The following is a 16,941-nucleotide window of genomic DNA, read 5'->3' as shown; positions in this document are numbered from 1 at the left end:
CCATGCACGGCTATGCGAAACTCTACTAGTAATGAAACCGTTAGTCTCTACCGTTCTCTCCGTTTTGTTGGCTCTACCGGCTTCTCCGCAGTCCGCGCCGGCCAGGCCGCTGCCCCTGACCGTGGATTCCATCATGCGCGGTCCCGGCCTCTACGGCTACCCGCCCCGCGCCGTACGCTGGTCCGGCAACGGCCAGAAAGTCTACTTCGAGTGGAAGCTTTACTCCGATCCGCTCGACAAGGACTACGACACCTACGTGGTCAACCGGGACGGTTCCGGTCTGGCCAAACTCAGCGAAGACGACGTCAAGCTTGCGCCGCCGGCCTCCGGCAGCGAGTCCAGGGACAAGAAACTGGTCGTCTACAGCGACCACGGCGACCTATTTCTGTATGACCGCTCCACCGACAAGGGCCGCCAGCTCACCAAGACTTCCGACGCTGAATCGAGCCCACGCTTCACCCGGGACGCCCGCAAGGTGGCCTTCCAGCGTTCCGGTAATCTCTACACCCTCTCTTTGTCCGACGGCCTGCTGGAACAACTCACCGACATCCGCCCCGCCGGCGCAGCGCCTGCCGCCCCAGCCGCCGCCGGACCCCGCCGCGGAGCCCAGGGTGAAGCCTCCGACGAGGAGACCAAGAAGGGCACCGACAGCCAGGAGGCACTAAAGAAGGAAGAACGCGGACTGCTCGACATCGTGGACCGCCGCGCCAAAAAGCGCGAGGAGACCGAGGCTCGTCGCAAGAAGGATAACCCGCGCAAGCCCATGAACCTCGGTCCGCGCCAGACGGCGGCTAACATTCTGCTCGCGCCCGACGAGACGTATGCCGTCGTCACTGTCACGGAACGCGCCGCCGACGCCAAAACCACGGTCGTGCCCAACTACGTCACCGAGGGCGGCTATACGGAAGACATCCCGTCCCGCACCAATGTCGGGGATACACCCAATCGCACACGCATCGCCATCGTCAAGGTAGCCACGGGAGAAGTGACCTGGCTCGACCACGGCCAGAAGCTGCCCGCCGATGACAAGGCCAAGCCGCCGGTGAAGGAATCTGAGCGGCCCGTCACTCTGCTCAATCCGCGGTGGTCCGAAGACGGCACGAAGCTCGCCTTGGCCGGCCGCAGCGGTGACAACAAGGACCGCTGGATCTTCGCCGCCGACACCGCCACCGGCAAACTGAAACCGCTTTTCCACCTCCACGACGACGCCTGGGTGGACGGTCCCGGCAGCTTCCAACTCGGCTGGCTGCCCGACAACCACACCCTCTACTTCCAGGCCGAGGTCACCGGCTGGTCGCATCTCTACACCGTCGATTGGGCGGGCGGCGAACCCAGGGCACTCACTTCCGGCAACTGGGGGGTGGAGTCTGTGGAATTGTCGAAGGACGAGTCTCGCTTCGGCCTGGTGACCAGCGAGGTCAGCGTTCACGAGCGCGACTTCTATTGGATGCCTGTCGCCGGTGGACCCAAGACCCGCATCACCTCACAGCCCGGCGACTACGACGTCACCGTGTCGCCCGACGAGCAGATGCTGGCCGTCGTCCACAGCTACACCAACCGGCCGCCGGATCTCTACCTCATGGAGAATAAGCCGGGCGCCGCCATGACACGAGTCACCACCTCGCCGGCTCCCGAGTTCTCGGCCTTCCCATGGCTCGACGTGCCCATCGTAAAGGTGCCGGCGCGCGACGGCGTCGGAGTACCTGCCCGGCTCTACCAACCTAAGAACTGGAAGAAAGGCGGCCCCGCGGTTGTGTTCGTGCACGGCGCCGGCTACCTGCAGAACGTGCACCGCTGGTGGTCCAGCTACTCGCGCGAGTACATGTTCCACCATCTGCTGATGGAGCGCGGCTTCCTGGTGATCGATGTCGACTATCGCGGCTCAGCCGGCTATGGCCGCGACTGGCGTACCGGCATCTATCGCCATATGGGCGGCAAGGACCTGGACGACCAGGTGGATGCCGCGCGCTATATCGTCAAAGAGTACGGTGTGGACCCCAAACGCATCGGCCTCTACGGCGGCTCGTACGGCGGCTTCATCACCCTGATGGCGCTGTTCACCCAGCCCGACGTGTTCGCCGCCGGTGCGGCCCTGCGGCCGGTCACTGACTGGGCGCACTACAACCACGGCTACACTTCGAACATCCTGAATCTGCCGCAGAAGGATCTGGAAGCCTACAAACAGAGTTCGCCCATCTACCACGCCGCCGGCCTGAAGGGCGCGCTGCTCATCTGCCACGGCATGGTCGACACCAATGTGCACTTCCAGGACACGGTCCGGCTGGTGCAGAAACTCATTGAACTGCGCAAGGAGAACTGGGAGGTGGCGATGTTCCCCGTGGAAGATCACGGCTTCCTCCAACCCACAAGCTGGGCCGACGAGTATAAGCGAATCCTGCGGCTGTTTGAGACGAACCTGAAGAAGTGAGGAAGCCCTGGGCGGTCAGCTGGCAAATGTCAGCCGATCGCCCTGCTTCAGGGCTTCAGCGTGACCTTGCCAACCCCGTCGACATACGCTTCCAACGTTTCGAACGCCTTCTGCACCTGCTCCAGCGGCAGCCTGTGCGTGATCATCGGCGTGAATCGGTGCGCCTGCTCTTTCAACAATCGCAGCGCCAGTTCACTCTTGTGGTTCGAGCGCCGCACCGGGAAGAAGTGCTGCTCTTTGCGCCGCAGATGATGGAAATCGATCGCCGGCATGGTCTCTGACGGCAGGCCCGTGATTACGATGCGTGCAGCCGAGGCGCCCATGCGGATGGCCCAGTTGATCGACCCGTCCTTGGCCGCGCAATCGTAGACCATGTCCACGCCGCGCTTGCCCGTGTCGCGCAGGACCTCCTGCACCGGATCCACCGCGTCAGGATCGATCGCCACATCGGCGCCCATCGTCAGCGCCAGATCCCGGCGGTGCGCCACTTTCTCCACACACCACACACGAGCCACGCCGGCCACGCGCAAAGCGGCAATCGTCGTCAAACCAATCGGACCGCCGCCAATTACCACCGCGGTTTCACCGATCTTCGGATCGCCCATGCGGAACGAGTGCAGGATGATGCCCAGCGGCTCGAACAGTGTCGCTTCGTCGAAGCCCAGATTCTCTGGCAGGGGCAGCAGGTTCGTCGCGGGCAGGTTGGCGCGGTCGCGAAACAGGCCGGGTTCGCCGGGGTTGCTCAGGAACCGCACATGCTCGCACAAATGGTGCCGGCCCGACATGCAGAATTCGCAGTGGTAGCAGTAAATGGGCGGCTCCAGCGCCACCCGGTCGCCGGCCGACCATCCGGTGACGCCCGCTCCTGCTTTGATGACCGTCCCCACGGGCTCGTGCCCCAGCACCATCGGATACTGCGACGGCACATCGCCGATTTGTCCCTCGGAAAAATTGTGCAGATCGCTGCCGCAGATGCCCACGGCCTCCACGCGCACCTGCACCTCGCCCGGCAACGGATCCTGAATGGCGTTTTCTCTCAGTGCGAATTGGTGCTGTGCAATCAGTTCAGCGACGGCCATGGACGCTCCATTTCTCTTGCCTCGCGAGGGCCAGACAGGCCCTTCAGGGCTTATACGATTTCAGCATAAGCGGACCCACGGCCCGCAGCGTGCCCGCGTCGGGCAGGCTCTGCAACAGGCAGCCGGAGAAACGTTCCAGCGCCGCCGCGCAAGCGCCCGCATCGGCCTCTTCCACCAGCACAGGCCGTTCCACCCGGCGCGGATCCATGCTCAGGGCGTCGCCCTGCGCGATGATGACATCCGCATCCTGCACCAGGCGGGAACCCTCGGCAATCCGGTTTCTCGCCGACAAAGCAATCGGCAGGGCATAGTCGGTATGGCGCACCTGAAACCGCTCGCGAATCGCCTCGGAGATTCTTTCCAGGTGATTCGGCACGAAGCTGTCGAAGTCCCAGCCGTGGCCCGACCAGTCGGCCGCGGGGTTGAGAATCACATGCCGGTGATTGTGATCGATCAGCCAGTCCGTGAGCAGGCGGGCAGCCTCCACCAGCGCATCAGGCGATTCGAAGTCCTGATCCTGCTCGGGATGAAACAGCACCAGTTCCACCGCGATGCCCTGCTGCGCCGCGGAAACAAGCACCTGGTCCAGCCGGATCTGTTCGTTGGGTGGCATCGAACCATTGGGTAGAAACGAGTTGTGATGCGCACCCTGCAACGCCACCCGCACCAGGCGTAAGCCGCTGGCAGGCAACGCGCCGATCTCGCGCGCCGGGGCGCCGCCGCCAGCCGGAAACGCGTCCATCGTCACGCCCACCAGCCGTCCCTGCACCTGGCGCCGGTACTCCGGCTGCGAGCAGGATTTCTGCCAGGCAGCGCCGGCCGACGATCGCAGGTAGAACGCACGTGGATCGTACTTCGGCCCGATCAGGTAGCCGGTCGAGATCTCCAACGATTCACTAGGAGACGATCCGCCAAAGAGTGGGCTGACAATCAGGGCGCAACAAAGAAAGACACGCATTGGTTACCGGAGCGCACGCCCGCGGCCGGACGCTCACTTCTTGAATAAGTTATCAAATGCGATGCGGGCATCGTTGGCGGTCTTGGGCGCCAACACTTCGGGCCTGTCACCCGCGGGCCGCGAAGCCGCTGCCGGTGGCGCCGAATCGCGCGCCACGGTCACACGCGCGCGGAAGAACGTGCACTCGTTCGCCTTGTCCTTGTAAGCGATGCGCTCCGGAATCGGCTTCGTGCACTGGAACCGCGTCGAGGGCTCGAAGTAAGAGCACTGCTTGCAGCAATGCAGGGCAACGCTGCACTTCGGACACGTCCCCATGAAATCCATACCGGGGGGTAAGGGAGTGGCACAGTTGTAACAACGTGATGCCGTCACCGTTTCCACCATGCGCGGCAGCCGCGGGCCGGTGACATCGATGGGCGGGCGGGGGCCGCGGTTGCGCTGGCGATCGTCGCCGCCCCGAGCCGGCCCCTGGCCTGCGGCTTCGGTGTCCATGTAGCCCCGTTGTTTATACTTGCGGTCGCCGTCCATAAATGGAGTCCACTCCTTCGTGGGATCTCAGCTGAGGTCTCGTGCCAATGGCGGTGGGATGAATGCCAACGTGGCCCTTCCCGGCGCTTTCCACATCTCACCTTGGTAAAGGGGCTATTGGGGAATCGCTATGGCAGGCACCGTCCCCAGATCGGGCGGAGGGAGCGTCTAGCGGCTCAATTCCACCCGGTCATTGGCCGGCACACCTCATTCTTAACACGGAACGCAGCCGGAATCCAGCACAGAAATTGTTCAGCTCCGCGTCCACTTCACCGGAGACAGGCACGGTCTCGTCAGCGGATCGTCACAATGGTTCGGACTCACGCGCAGCGTATAGCCCAGCCGCCCGGTCTGGTGCGGCACAAAATCGCGCCCAAACAGAACCGCATCACTTTGTTCTGAGAGCGGCGGCAGCGTGATGACGCTGGTATCTTCCAGTCCGCCATCCGGATTTACACGGCCCACGACCGCTTCCACGCGCACATCCTCCGGCGTCAAACCGGCCAGCCGGACCGCCGCCCGCAATTGAATCGGCGTGCCGGTCAAAACACACGCCCCCGGCCCGTCGCCCGAATCCTGAATCGAAACCTGCGACCACAGGCGCTCCACCTGCGCGTACCAGCTCGCCTTTTCACGCGCCGGCTGGAAGTCGTCGCGCCGTACCGCCAGGTAGCCGATGTGCGCCGGTTCATAAAACCGCGTCGTGTAGTCGTGGATCATGCGCTGGCAGTTGAACCCCGGGCTGAGGTTCATCAGCGACTGCTTCACGCGCTGCATCCAGCCGTGCGGAACGCCCTCTTCCCTGCCCTTGTAGAACAGCGGCAGAATGTCGTTCTCCAACTGCGAGTAGATCGAGGACGCATGCAGGTCGTCCATATCGGGTGAATAGAGATCGCGATCGCCAATCGCCCACCCGCCGGAGACTTCGTACGCCTCGTCGAACCAGCCATCCAGAATCGAAAGATTCAGCGTGCCGTTGATGGCCGCCTTCATGCCGCTGGTGCCGCACGCTTCCTCGCCGCGCCGCGGGTTGTTCAGCCACAGATCGACGCCGTGCACCAGCTCGCGCGCCACTTCGATGTCGTAGTCCTCAATGAAGACCACATGCTTCGCAAAGCCGGGATCGCGCGAAAGCTGCACAATCTCGCGGATGAACTGCTTGCCCGGATTGTCTTTCGGATGCGCTTTGCCGGCCACCAGGATCTGCACCGGCATCTGCGGATTGGAGAGGATCTTCTTCAGCCGCTCTTTGTCCCGGAAAATCAGTGTCGCCCGCTTGTACGTCGCAAACCGCCGCGAGAATCCGATCGTAAATGCTTCCGGATCGAACATCTCGGCCAGCCGCCGCTGCTCGGTCGACGAAGCCCGCCGCTCCTGTGCGCGCTTGGACATCCGCTCCCTGACGAAATTGATCAGGCGCCGCTTGCGACGCCGCCGGATCTCCCACAACTCGTCGTTCGGAATCTCGGGCACCTGCTCCCAGATCGAGCCTTCGGGATAACGCTCCCGCCAGTCCGGAGCCAGGTATTGGTCATACAGCAGCGCCAGGTCGCCGTTCAGCCAGGTGGGCAGATGGACGCCGTTCGTAATCGGGGTGATCGGCACCTCGTGAATCGGCAGGTCCGGCCACAGCTTGTGGAACATCTCCTGCGAGATTTCCCCATGCAGGCGGCTCACCGCATTGCGGTAGGCAGAAGTCTTCAGGGCGAGCACCGCCATCGAAAAACGGTCGCCCTGCTCGTCCGTGCCGCCCTGACCGAGGCTCAGGAATTTGTCGAATGGTACCCCGTACCGCTCGCAATATCCGTGCAGATACTCGTAGACCAGGCCCGGATCAAACATATCGATACCGGCCGGCACCGGCGTGTGGGTCGTGAAGACATTGTTGCCGCGCGCCGACTCCAGCGCTTCCTCGAAGCTCAGCCGGTGTTCCTGCATGGATAACCGGATCCGCTCCAGCGCCAGAAACGCCGAGTGGCCTTCGTTCATGTGATAGACCGTCGGCTCCAGCCCCAGCGCCTTCAGCGCCCTCAGGCCGCCCACGCCCAGCACCAGTTCCTGCTGGATTCGCGTGACGTTGTCGCCGCCGTACAGTTGATCGGTGATGTCTCGGTATTCGGGGTTCTGGTTCTGCGGGATATTGGTGTCCAGCAGCAGCAGATCCACGCGCCCCACCTTCATCCGCCAGACCTTGATTGAGCACATGCCGTGCGGCAGCTTCAGCTCGACCAGGATCTCATTGCCGTTCGCATCCAACGCCGGCTGCACCGGCCAGGTATAGAAATCGTTAACCGGCGTTTTCTCGGTCTGCCATCCATCGGGGTTCAGGTATTGCTGCAGGTATCCTTTTTGATAGAGCAGCCCAATGCCGACCAGGTTCAGGCCGGCGTCGCTGGCGGCCTTCAAATGATCACCCGACAGAATGCCCAGTCCACCCGAGTAAATCGTCAACGACTCCAGCAGGCCGTACTCCATTGAGAAGTACGCCACCAGCATGGTGTCCTTGCGGCTTGAATCGGCCGGCCGGGACATGTACTCGTCATAGCGGCGGCAGGCGCTCTGGTAGAGCGCAATGTAACGCGGGTCCGCCGCGGCTTTCTCCAACGACTCTTGCGGAATCCGGCCCAGCATCAAGACGGGGTTGCGGTGGCATTCCTTCCAAAGAGAGGGGTCCAGCCGGCGAAACAAGGGCCGGATGGTGTGGTCCCAACTCCACAGCAGATTGTGCGCCAGCTCCCCCAGACGGGAAATGGCGGGCGGCAGCGCAGGGCTGACCAGGAACTCCTTCACCGGTTGAACTTGGAATGGCATGATGGCTCTTGATGGATAGACACTCCAACATAGCAAACCCGGTGATGGACTCGTGGCCCCATCTACACCAATAGGTCCAAGCATTGCCGTTCCTTAATGTAAGGCGAATCACAGTACGGCTGGTACCTCAAACAGGGTAATCATATTTTTAAATCTTTTTATCTTCATCTGGACTGTTTTCGACGTACAATGTTGTCATGAAGCTCAGCGCCCAAGAGGAATACGGGCTGCGATGCCTGTTATTTATGGCTCGCCACGGCGAGACGAAAAGCCACAGCATTCCTGAAATAAGCCGGGCCGAGGGTCTCTCGGTCCCTAACGTTGCCAAACTGATGCGGATTCTACGCCTCGGTGGACTTGTAGCCAGCGTCCGCGGTCAGGCGGGTGGGTACACTCTCTCGCGGCCGGCCGATCAGGTCACCGTCTCTGAGATCCTGTCGCTCCTGGGCGGCAGTTTCTTCAACCCGCATTTCTGCGATCGCCACTCCGGCCTCGAAAGGAATTGCGCACACTCGGGGGATTGCGCCGTGCGCCTCCTCTGGGGTGCCGTCCAGAAGTCACTGGACGCCATCCTCACGAAGACCACACTTCGCGATCTGTTGCGTAATGAAGACGATATGATGCTCTTCCTGAAAGAGCACGGTGCCGCAACGGCGGCCGATCCGCAGACCGTGACCGTACATTCCATCACCAACTGATGGTCTGGTCGAAATCCGCCAGTATGACCAACCCAGCCCGATTTCGCCTTGGTAAAAACGAGGCGGGCGAAGGAACGGCGCGTCTGCGGCCTATCGATCGAGTATCCTCTTATTGATGATTGGCTTTCGTTTAAAGGCGTCGTTGTGTGTGGTGTGGGTCGGATGCGTCCTGGCAGCAGGTTGCCGTCGGCCTCACCCAACTCTCACTGTGGGCTCAAAAGACGGCGCTGAACAGTTGATTCTTGGAGAGATTCTCGCCCAGCATCTCTCCAGGAGTCTTCCGTCGGTCCAGATCGCACGCAAGTTCGGCCTGGGTAACGTGTCGCTGGTCCACTCCTCCCTCCTGACGGGCGAAATCAACATCTATCCCGAATACTCCGGCACCGCTCTCTTCAACGTTCTCAACATGCAGCCCGATCGCGGTGATGACGCCCTGCTGGACCAGGTGCGCGAAGGCTACCGCACCACCTTCCACTGCGAATGGTTCGGCCCACTGGGCTTCCGCTACAATCGCGTCTTCCTTGTACCCCGCCACATCGCCGAGAAACGCAAAGTCCAGAACCTGACCCAGGTCAGCGATAGCGCCGAGGGTTGGGCCATCGGCTCCAGCCGTGAATTCCGCGACCGCCCCGACGGCATGGTCCGGCTCACCCGCAAGTACGAACTCCAACTCAGCGTCCCGGTACAGATCATCACCGACGAACCCCTCTTCACCGCCATGTCCAAGGATCAAATCACCCTGGGCATCACCCGCACCACCGATCCCCGCATTGGTACCGGCGATCTTGTCGAAATGCCCGACGATCAGATGGTCTATCCGATCTACGAAGCGGGCTATGTCGTCAAGCTCGAAACCCTCGAGGCCTACCCTGGCCTCGCCAATTCGATCAAGGCGTTGTATGGGAAAATTACCTTGGACCGGATGCGTGCCATGGTGCGCCGCGTTGAACTCGAACGCGCCGATGTCGCCTCCGTCGCCGCCGGTTTCCTCAAAGAAGTGGGCCTCAACTAGATTCGAATGTCGGCCAAAGTCATCGCCATCACCAGCCGCCTGCCCGCAGCAGGCAAGACACACGTCGCGGCAGCCCTCGCCGCCTGGCTCCGCCGGGAAGGCCGCCATGTTGCTCCGCTGCATCTATCCCATCCCGATGGGGATCCTTACCAATGCCCCGAAGGCGGCACCGTCTCCCGAGCGGCCGCCCTTCTGGCCGAAGCTTGCGGCCTCCCGGCTGAGCCGGTCTTCGAGTCCGGCTGGTCTGCCCTGCCCGCTCTCCAGGCCCGCCACGATGTCATCATTGCGGAACTGCCCGCCGGTGAATCCGCCCCCGCCGGGATCGCCACCCTGGAAATCCCCGTCAGCCGGCAGGATGCCTCGATCCAGTTAGGTAAACTCGCGCCGCTTCCGCTCTTCCAGCCCAGCCTCACCCCCCAGCCGCCCGAAGATGTCGCCGCGCTCCCTGTGTGGAGCCTGATTTCCGCCCCACGCTGCGGCATCGTCTCCCTGCCGCACCTGGCCAACTTCGGCGACTTTCAACTGCTGCGTGGAGCCGAGTGGCTCACCACCGGCGCGCCCGGACGCTTCCAATTGCTCTTCGTGCCTGGTTCGCTGCAGCCGGCCAAGGATCTCGACTGGATGCGCGAGGCCGGGCTCGACTCCTGGCTCGCCGCGCAACACAGCTCAGGCGCTCGTCTGATCTCCACCGGGTGGGCCTATCCGGACGCCGAACAGCTCGAATCCGGCGCGCTCACCGACAATTGGACACTCTCCCGCCTGATCGGCCGGCGCGTCCCCCCGCCGCTGCCCACGGAAGAGACCCTGGATCGCCTGGGCCACTGGCTTTCGGAAGCCCCCGGAGTGGCCACATTCGTGCATCAATTCGTCTGATGCCGGGAGTAGTAGAGTAAGAACAGAGCCTTGTCCAGGTCGGTCCGCCGCCCTGGCCCGCTCAAGACCCCGTCCGCGGGGTGGGAAGTGTTCTGGATCCATACAGCTCCATGATCCGCAAACGTCTGATCCGCAGCAGGATCCACCCGAGCAACCGGGACCCACTGCCATATATGTGTTGGGGAGGAAGTGTTTGACCATCACGCACGGTGGAAATCTGTTCGCCATCAGCCGCGAACGCGGCTGGGACTGGCGGGAAGTGCTGGATCTCAGCGCCAGCATTAATCCACTGGGACCGGCGCCCGGCGTCCGGCCTGCCATCGAAGCGGCCCTGGAACGCATCAGTCATTATCCCGGACAGATGCCCGGTGAACTCGAAGCGGCGCTGGCCGCCGAATGGCGCGTCGCCCCCCATCAGGTGATGGCCGGCGGCGGAGCTACCGAGCTTCTCCATTTCGTCGCCCGTGCCGGTTGGAACGGTCCTTCGGCCCTCGTCACCCCCGTCTGGAGCGAGTTCTATCGCGCTTTCCCCCACGCCCTTCGGTTGCCCATGGACGATCCCGAGCGCTGGCCCCAGCGCGGCCTGCTTGTGCTCAGCCAGCCCGTGAATCCCACAGGGGCCGAAGTGCCCGTCGAAATCCTCCGCCGCGCCATCGCCGGCCGCGAGGGCCCGGTCCTGATCGACGAGAGCTTCATCGAGTTCACCCGCACGGAATCGGCCGTCTGGTGGACCGAACACCATCCCAACCTGCTCGTTCTACGGTCTCTTTCGAAGTTCTACGCCTTGCCCGGCCTGCGCGTCGGCGCCATTGTGGGCTCTTCGGAATGGATGGAGCGCCTGAACCGCCGCCGCGAGCCGTGGCAGGTCAGCACCTTGGCCGAAGCCGCCGCCCTGGCCGCCATTGCCGACCGCGAGCATGCCGAACGCACTCGCGAAGTTGTTGAAACAGAACGCCGCTGGCTGCTCGAAGAACTCTCCGGCCTCTATGGCCTCCACTTCGCCCCCGGCGTGGCCAATTTCCTGTTCGCAGAAACCGACCGCCCCGCCAAGGAAATCTGCGACTGGTTCCTCGACCGCAAGATCATCCTGCGCAATTGCACCCGCCTGCCCGGAGTCGCCGGAGAAGCCATCCGTTTCGCCGTCCGCACCCGTCCGGAAAATGAACGCTTTGTCCAGGCGGCCAAGGAGTTCTTTTGCGCGCCTCAGGAATAGGCCGCCGGCTCGCGGCCCTCATTCTCGTCACCGCCGCAGCCTGCGCGGCCGCCCAGCCGCAGCGCATCGTCTCGACCGCGCCATCTATCACGGAAGTCCTTTACGCACTCGGGCTTGGCGACCGTGTCGCGGGTGTCACCCAGTACTGCCGCTACCCCGTTGACGCCCAGAAGAAGCCGAAAATCGGGTCCTTCCTGCAGCCCGACTTCGAGCGCATCCTGGCCCTCAAGCCCGATTTGGTCCTCGTGATCAAGAACCCCATCCAGGTGGCGGAACGCCTGCGCAAACTGGGCGTTCAGGCGGCCGAAGTGAATCAGGATTCCATTGATGACGTCTTCCGCTCCATTGAATCCATCGGTAAATTGACCGGCACCGAAACAGCCGCGCGCCAGTTGACCACCGATCTCCGCTCGCAACTCGATCAGGTGCGTGCCAAAGCCCGCACCCAGCCGCGCATCAAGGCTCTCTTCCTGGTGGGCCGGTCCCCAGGCTCCCTGCAAGGGATGGTGGGCGTCGGTCCCCGAACCTTCATCGACGAGTTGGTCACCCTCGCCGGCGGCGACAACCTCCTCAGCAACTCGCCCATCCAGTACCCCAAGGTATCTGTGGAACAGGTGCTGTCCGGCGACCCGCAAGTGATTCTGGATATGGGCGACTTCGCCCACATCGAAGGCAAGCCCCTCGAAGCACAGCAGCAATTCTTCACCCTCTGGGCCAGATACCCGAACCTGACGGCAGTCAAGACCAGGCGGGTCGTCCAGATCGATTCCGACGTCTTCATCCATCCCGGCCCGCGCATGGGCATTGCCGCCCGCGCCATCTACGACCACCTGCACGGAGCGGCTGCGCGATGAGCGTTCGCTATGCCCTCGACGGCGTGGGAATGCGCTATGGGGACGTCGAAGTCCTTTCCGGCGTCACCCTGCGCTTCGACCAGCCGGGCATGGTCGCCCTCACCGGCCCCAACGGCGCAGGCAAGTCCACTCTTTTGAATATTATGGCCGGTCTCCGGGATGGCTTCCAGGGCACCTGCCAGTTGAATGGCCGGAACGTCTCAGCCTGGTCGCGCCGCGAATTTGCCCGCGAAGTGTCGCTGGTCCCGCAGAGCCTGAAACTCGACTTTCCGTTCACCGCCGAACAGGTCGTACTGATGGGCCGTACACCCTATGCCGGGGGTATGTTTGAAAGCCCCGAGGACTGGAAAGCCGTGGAACGCGCCCTGGAGTTGACGGACACCACCCGCTTCCGCCACCGCGATTTCCGTGCTCTCAGCGGCGGCGAACGCCAGCGCGTTGTGCTGGCCTCGGCCCTCGCCCAGGAGCCGCGGGCCCTGCTGCTGGATGAGCCCACCACGTTCCTCGACCTGCAGCATCAGCTATCCATCTACGAACTGTTGCGCAACCTGGCCCGCGAAGGCCTGCTCGTGATCGCCGTCACCCACGACCTGAACCTCGCCGCGGCCTATTCTGATCGAGTGGTGGCCCTCAAGAACGGCCGCGTGGCCGCCGATGCCGACCCCTGCTCGGCGCTGGCCGCCGACAAGATCAGGGAAGTCTTCGGAGTCCAGGCGGAATGGCTGCAGCGGACGGGCGGAAAGCCGTGGATCGCGTATGGGAATTGAACCGGTCACTCCGGCACGCGCCGCCCGCATCATCCTGCTGGCCCTGGCCGTCACAGCCTTAGTAGCCGTCATCACGCCCCTCATCGGCCCGGCCAAGATCGACCTCAGCCGCGCCTTCCGGGGCGAATCGCCCGACGCCCAGATGTTCTTCGGCGTCCGCCTGCCCCGCACCATCCTGGCCCTGCTGGTGGGCGGAGCCCTGGCTACGGCCGGCGTCCTCTTCCAGGCGCTGCTGCGCGACGCCCTGGCCACGCCTTACACGCTGGGTGTTTCCAGCGGCGCTTCGCTTGGGGCGGTCATCGCCATCTGCCTGGGAATGAATCAGATAGGGGGCATCCCCGCGGTCTGGGCGGCGGCTTTGCTGGGCGCGGCGGGCGTCCTGCTGCTGGTCGTCGCGGTGGCCGCCGAAGGGCGCCGCATGTCTTCCTTTACGCTTCTGCTGGCCGGTGTCACCATCAATAGCGTGGTGATGTCGCTGATCATGCTGCTGCACAACCTGGCCAGTGTCGGCCAGAGCTTCGCCATCGTGCACTGGCTGATGGGCAATATCGATCCCGTCGATGCCAGTACGCTATGGTGGATGGCCGCCATCATCCTGCCGGTCTGCGGCGGCCTGTGCCTGCTGGCCCGGCAATGGAACCTGATGTCGGTGGGCGAGGAATGGGCCGCCACGCGCGGCGCATCGCCCCAGAAGCTGCTGATGCTCGGCTACATCGCCGGATCGCTGCTCACCGCGGTGGTGACGGCCGTCACCGGACCCATCGGCTTCATCGGCCTGGTGGTGCCGCACGCCGTCCGCCTGAAACTGGGTGGCGACCACAGGCTGCTGATGCCTGTATCATTCCTGTTGGGAGCCGCGCTGCTGACGGTCTGCGATACGGTGGCGCGTACCATACTGGTGGTGGAGATTCCTGTGAGCGTGGTGACGGCACTCATTGGGGGGCCGTTCTTTATCGCGCTGCTGCGAAGTCGAAGGAGGAGTTTATGGCTTTAGCAGTCGTGGGCGGGGGGCGCCGCTCCGGCAAGAGCCGCTATGCCTTGGCGCTGGCCAGCGCACATGGCCCGAAGTTGGGATTCATTGCCACCCTGCAGCCCGATGATGAGGAGTCGGCGCAGAAGGTGGAGCGCGCGCGCAGCGAGCGCGGTGCCGAGTTCGTCACCGTGGAAGAGCCCATCGAAATCAGCCATCTGATTGAGGAACGGGCCTCAGTCTTCGATGCAGTCGTCATCGACGACCTCACGCTGTGGGTCTCGAATCTGGTGATGGCCGGCCGCACGGATGAGCAGGTGGAGCAGGAAGCCAGCCGGCTGATCGAGCTTTCCAAGAACTGCAAGGCCGAACTGGTGATGGTCACCAGCGACGTCGATTTCGGCTTCCCCATGGATGAGGAGCCGTCACGCCATTTCCGGCGCCTGGCCGGATTGATCAACCGCATGGCGGCCGAGTCCGCCTCGCGTCTTTACTGGATGGTCTTCGGGGTACCCAAACGAATCCGATGATACCTGCTGGCATTCGGCAAGGCATGGAACGCATCCGGCCGCTACTGGACCCGGCCGTCGTCGCGGCGATCACTGATCGCTGGACGGCGCTGACGCGGAACTCCGGCGGCCTGGGACAGATCGAAGCCCTGGTGGTGCACTACGGGCTCATCCACGGCGTCAGTACGCCGCAGATCCAGCGCAAAGGCCTCTACATGTTCTCCGGCGACCACGGTGTCGTCCAGGAAGGCATCAGCGCCGAAGCCCAGGACGCCACAGCCAGTCTCTGCCGGCAGTTCCTGCGAGGCGGTTCGGCGGCCCAGGTCATCTGCCGGCAGGCACGCATTGAACCCGTCCTGGTGGACATGGGCGGAGTGTCGCCGGGCGAACCCGGCGCGCTGAACTACCGGATTGCCGCCGGCACGGCTAACATCTGTCGCGGCTCCGCCATGACCGAAGCGCAGGTGAACTCCGCGCTGGAAGTGGGCCTGCAATTGGCCGATGACGCGGCAGGCCGGTTCGACGTGGTCGGTCTCGGCCAAATCGGGGTGGGCGGCTCGGTCTCCGCCTCGGCCATGCTCTGCGCCATGGGCGGCCGCGATGCGTCGGAGACCACTGGACGCAATGAAGGACTGGACGACGCCACACTGAACCGCAAGGTGCAGGCCGTACGCACCGCCGTCGCCCGCAACCGTGCGGACACGGTCTCTCCGCAGGGCACCCTGCGCTGCCTGGGCGGTTTCGAGATCGCCGCCATGACCGGTTTCATCATCGGCGCGGCAGCCCGCCGCCTGCCCATCGTCATCGATGGCTTCGTGGCCGGCGCCGCTGCCATGGCCGCCCGCGGTCTCGCGCCCGATTGCCTGGATGCGGTCATGTTCTCCCATCTTTCGCCCGATCGGGCGCATGCCATCCTCCTCCGCTTTCTGTCAGTCGAACCCATCCTCGATCTCCACCTGCGCGAAAGCGCGGGCCTGGGCGCCACCCTGGCCATTCAACTGCTCGAAACGTCGCTGCGCCTGTACCAGGAAATCTCGGCCCCGGAAGTAGAGTGACCACGTCTCAAATCACGCAGCCGGACGCGTAATCAACAGGTTCGAGAGGGTACAATAGGAACTTGTGTGAAGGATCTACCTCGCTTTGATCAACCGCCTTGTATTCGAGAATCTGAAGCATCGTAAGCTCCGCACTGCCCTCAGCTGCCTTTCCATTGGATTTCAGGTCTCCATGATCCTGGCCGTGGTGGGCCTCAGCCACGGCATGCTGCAGGACTCCATCAACCGGGCCAAAGGTGTCGGCGCCGACATCATGATCAAACCCCCGGGTGCTTCGGCCATCAGCCTCAGCGGCGCCAGCATGCCGGAAAAGTTCCTCAAATACTTCGCCGCCCGCCCGCACGTCACCAAAGTGGCCGGCATCAACGTCCAGGCGTATGCCGGGCTCAGCACCATCACCGGCATCAACCTCGACGAATTCGCCGCGCTCAGCGGAGGCATGAAGTACCTGGAAGGCGGTCCGTTCAAAGAGAAGAACGACATGATCGTCGACGACTGGTATGCCGAGCAGTCCAAGAAGAAAGTGGGCGACACCGTCAACGCGCTCAACATCAACTGGCGCATCTGCGGCATCGTGCCGGCCGGCAAACTGGCCCGCCAGCTCGTCTCGCTCAAACAGCTCCAGTCGGTGACCAATAGCGACGAGAAGATCAGCCAGGCATTCCTGAAAGTCGACACCAAGGAAAATGTGCAGCCCGTCATCACGGCGCTGAAGGCCGTGCCGGAACTCGAAGGCTACGGCATCTACTCCATCGAGGAGTTCGTCAGCCTCTTCTCCGTCAACAACGTGCCCGCCCTCAAGGGTTTCATCTACGTCATCACCGGCCTGTCCGTCATTGTCGGCTTCCTGGTCGTGGGGCTCACCATGTACACCACGGTGCTGGAACGCACCCGCGAGATCGGCATCCTGAAAGCGCTGGGCGCCTCCCCGGGCGATGTCATGGGCATCCTGGTGCGCGAGACCCTGGTGCTGGCCGTCGTGGGCTGGATTTGCGGAATCCTCCTCTCCGTGGCCGCCAACTGGGCCATCAATCACTTCATCCGCGCCAACATGCAATCTGAACTTGCACCCGACTGGTGGCCCACGGCGCTGGGCATCTCCCTCACCGCCGGACTCCTGGGCGCCGTCTACCCCGGCATGCGCGCCGCTACACAAGACGCCATCGAGGCTCTTTCGCACGAATAA

General features: G+C 63.3%; 15 protein-coding genes. 11 read left to right on the top strand and 4 right to left on the bottom strand.

What is annotated here, in order from left to right; translation table 11 throughout:
- The first annotated feature begins 31 nt into the window (after positions 1-31).
- A complete protein-coding gene (locus ACR9Y2_RS22240; protein ID WP_435043856.1) occupies positions 32-2,428 on the top strand; it encodes a prolyl oligopeptidase family serine peptidase in 2,397 nt (798 codons plus the stop codon).
- 47 nt (positions 2,429-2,475) lie between these two features.
- Here the strand turns inward: ACR9Y2_RS22240 and ACR9Y2_RS22235 are convergent, their stop codons facing one another.
- From ACR9Y2_RS22235 to glgP, 4 genes are all read right to left on the bottom strand, one after another.
- On the bottom strand, positions 2,476-3,507 hold the full coding sequence (locus ACR9Y2_RS22235; protein WP_435043855.1) for a zinc-dependent alcohol dehydrogenase: 1,032 nt from the start codon (positions 3,505-3,507) through the stop codon (positions 2,476-2,478).
- 43 nt (positions 3,508-3,550) lie between these two features.
- A complete protein-coding gene (locus ACR9Y2_RS22230) occupies positions 3,551-4,396 on the bottom strand; it encodes a hypothetical protein (RefSeq protein WP_435043854.1) in 846 nt (281 codons plus the stop codon).
- A gap of 102 nt (positions 4,397-4,498) precedes the next feature.
- Complete coding sequence (locus ACR9Y2_RS22225) at positions 4,499-4,993, bottom strand: hypothetical protein (RefSeq protein WP_435043853.1); 495 nt, start codon at positions 4,991-4,993, stop codon at positions 4,499-4,501.
- A 252-nt stretch (positions 4,994-5,245) separates the two neighbouring features.
- Complete coding sequence (gene glgP / locus ACR9Y2_RS22220; RefSeq protein ID WP_435043852.1) at positions 5,246-7,804, bottom strand: alpha-glucan family phosphorylase; 2,559 nt, start codon at positions 7,802-7,804, stop codon at positions 5,246-5,248.
- A 197-nt stretch (positions 7,805-8,001) separates the two neighbouring features.
- On the opposite strand from glgP, the gene ACR9Y2_RS22215 reads away from it, so the two are divergent.
- The 10 genes from ACR9Y2_RS22215 to ACR9Y2_RS22170 all read left to right on the top strand — a co-directional run bounded on the left by ACR9Y2_RS22215 (position 8,002) and on the right by ACR9Y2_RS22170 (position 16,941).
- Complete coding sequence (locus ACR9Y2_RS22215; protein WP_435043851.1) at positions 8,002-8,502, top strand: RrF2 family transcriptional regulator; 501 nt, start codon at positions 8,002-8,004, stop codon at positions 8,500-8,502.
- 115 nt (positions 8,503-8,617) lie between these two features.
- Positions 8,618-9,514, top strand: a complete 897-nt coding sequence (locus ACR9Y2_RS22210; protein ID WP_435043850.1) for a glycine betaine ABC transporter substrate-binding protein — start codon at positions 8,618-8,620, stop codon at positions 9,512-9,514.
- A gap of 6 nt (positions 9,515-9,520) precedes the next feature.
- Positions 9,521-10,387, top strand: a complete 867-nt coding sequence (locus tag ACR9Y2_RS22205) for a hypothetical protein (RefSeq protein WP_435043849.1) — start codon at positions 9,521-9,523, stop codon at positions 10,385-10,387.
- Between the two features lie 193 nt (positions 10,388-10,580).
- Positions 10,581-11,600 (top strand): pyridoxal phosphate-dependent aminotransferase, encoded by a 1,020-nt coding sequence (locus tag ACR9Y2_RS22200; RefSeq protein WP_435043848.1) that lies wholly within the window; start codon positions 10,581-10,583, stop codon positions 11,598-11,600.
- Entirely contained in the window at positions 11,582-12,454 is an 873-nt protein-coding gene (locus tag ACR9Y2_RS22195; RefSeq protein ID WP_435043847.1) for an ABC transporter substrate-binding protein, read from the top strand. Before ACR9Y2_RS22200 ends, ACR9Y2_RS22195 begins: the two co-directional genes overlap by 19 nt.
- Positions 12,451-13,221: an ABC transporter ATP-binding protein gene (locus ACR9Y2_RS22190; protein ID WP_435043846.1), complete on the top strand. Its 771-nt coding sequence runs from the start codon at positions 12,451-12,453 to the stop codon at positions 13,219-13,221. The genes ACR9Y2_RS22195 and ACR9Y2_RS22190 overlap by 4 nt, the downstream gene beginning before the upstream one ends.
- The gene (locus ACR9Y2_RS22185) at positions 13,211-14,215 is read left to right on the top strand and encodes a FecCD family ABC transporter permease (RefSeq protein WP_435043845.1); all 1,005 of its coding nucleotides are present in this window, start codon (positions 13,211-13,213) and stop codon (positions 14,213-14,215) included. Before ACR9Y2_RS22190 ends, ACR9Y2_RS22185 begins: the two co-directional genes overlap by 11 nt.
- Entirely contained in the window at positions 14,206-14,721 is a 516-nt protein-coding gene (locus tag ACR9Y2_RS22180; protein ID WP_435043844.1) for a bifunctional adenosylcobinamide kinase/adenosylcobinamide-phosphate guanylyltransferase, read from the top strand. The genes ACR9Y2_RS22185 and ACR9Y2_RS22180 overlap by 10 nt, the downstream gene beginning before the upstream one ends.
- Positions 14,722-14,744: 23 nt before the next feature.
- On the top strand, positions 14,745-15,755 hold the full coding sequence (locus ACR9Y2_RS22175) for a nicotinate-nucleotide--dimethylbenzimidazole phosphoribosyltransferase (protein WP_435043843.1): 1,011 nt from the start codon (positions 14,745-14,747) through the stop codon (positions 15,753-15,755).
- A gap of 85 nt (positions 15,756-15,840) precedes the next feature.
- On the top strand, positions 15,841-16,941 hold the full coding sequence (locus ACR9Y2_RS22170; protein ID WP_435043842.1) for an ABC transporter permease: 1,101 nt from the start codon (positions 15,841-15,843) through the stop codon (positions 16,939-16,941).

Source organism: Paludibaculum fermentans, assembly GCF_051172195.1.
In the GTDB taxonomy this organism is placed as follows: Bacteria; Acidobacteriota; Terriglobia; order Bryobacterales; family Bryobacteraceae; genus Paludibaculum; species Paludibaculum fermentans_A.
The sequence above is the reverse complement of the archived record's forward strand: the minus strand, read 5'-3'. Positions and strand labels throughout refer to the sequence as shown.

Bases quoted from the DNA above. Each gene is read 5' to 3' on its own strand.
- ACR9Y2_RS22240 (WP_435043856.1), top strand. From the start codon at position 32: ATGAAACCGTTAGTCTCTACCGTTCTCTCCGTTTTGTTGGCTCTACCG.
- ACR9Y2_RS22235 (WP_435043855.1), bottom strand. From the start codon at position 3,507: ATGGCCGTCGCTGAACTGATTGCACAGCACCAATTCGCACTGAGAGAA.
- ACR9Y2_RS22225 (WP_435043853.1), bottom strand. From the start codon at position 4,993: ATGGACGGCGACCGCAAGTATAAACAACGGGGCTACATGGACACCGAA.
- glgP (WP_435043852.1), bottom strand. From the start codon at position 7,804: ATGCCATTCCAAGTTCAACCGGTGAAGGAGTTCCTGGTCAGCCCTGCG.
- ACR9Y2_RS22215 (WP_435043851.1), top strand. From the start codon at position 8,002: ATGAAGCTCAGCGCCCAAGAGGAATACGGGCTGCGATGCCTGTTATTT.
- ACR9Y2_RS22210 (WP_435043850.1), top strand. From the start codon at position 8,618: ATGATTGGCTTTCGTTTAAAGGCGTCGTTGTGTGTGGTGTGGGTCGGA.
- ACR9Y2_RS22205 (WP_435043849.1), top strand. From the start codon at position 9,521: ATGTCGGCCAAAGTCATCGCCATCACCAGCCGCCTGCCCGCAGCAGGC.
- ACR9Y2_RS22190 (WP_435043846.1), top strand. From the start codon at position 12,451: ATGAGCGTTCGCTATGCCCTCGACGGCGTGGGAATGCGCTATGGGGAC.
- ACR9Y2_RS22185 (WP_435043845.1), top strand. From the start codon at position 13,211: ATGGGAATTGAACCGGTCACTCCGGCACGCGCCGCCCGCATCATCCTG.
- ACR9Y2_RS22180 (WP_435043844.1), top strand. From the start codon at position 14,206: ATGGCTTTAGCAGTCGTGGGCGGGGGGCGCCGCTCCGGCAAGAGCCGC.
- ACR9Y2_RS22175 (WP_435043843.1), top strand. From the start codon at position 14,745: ATGGAACGCATCCGGCCGCTACTGGACCCGGCCGTCGTCGCGGCGATC.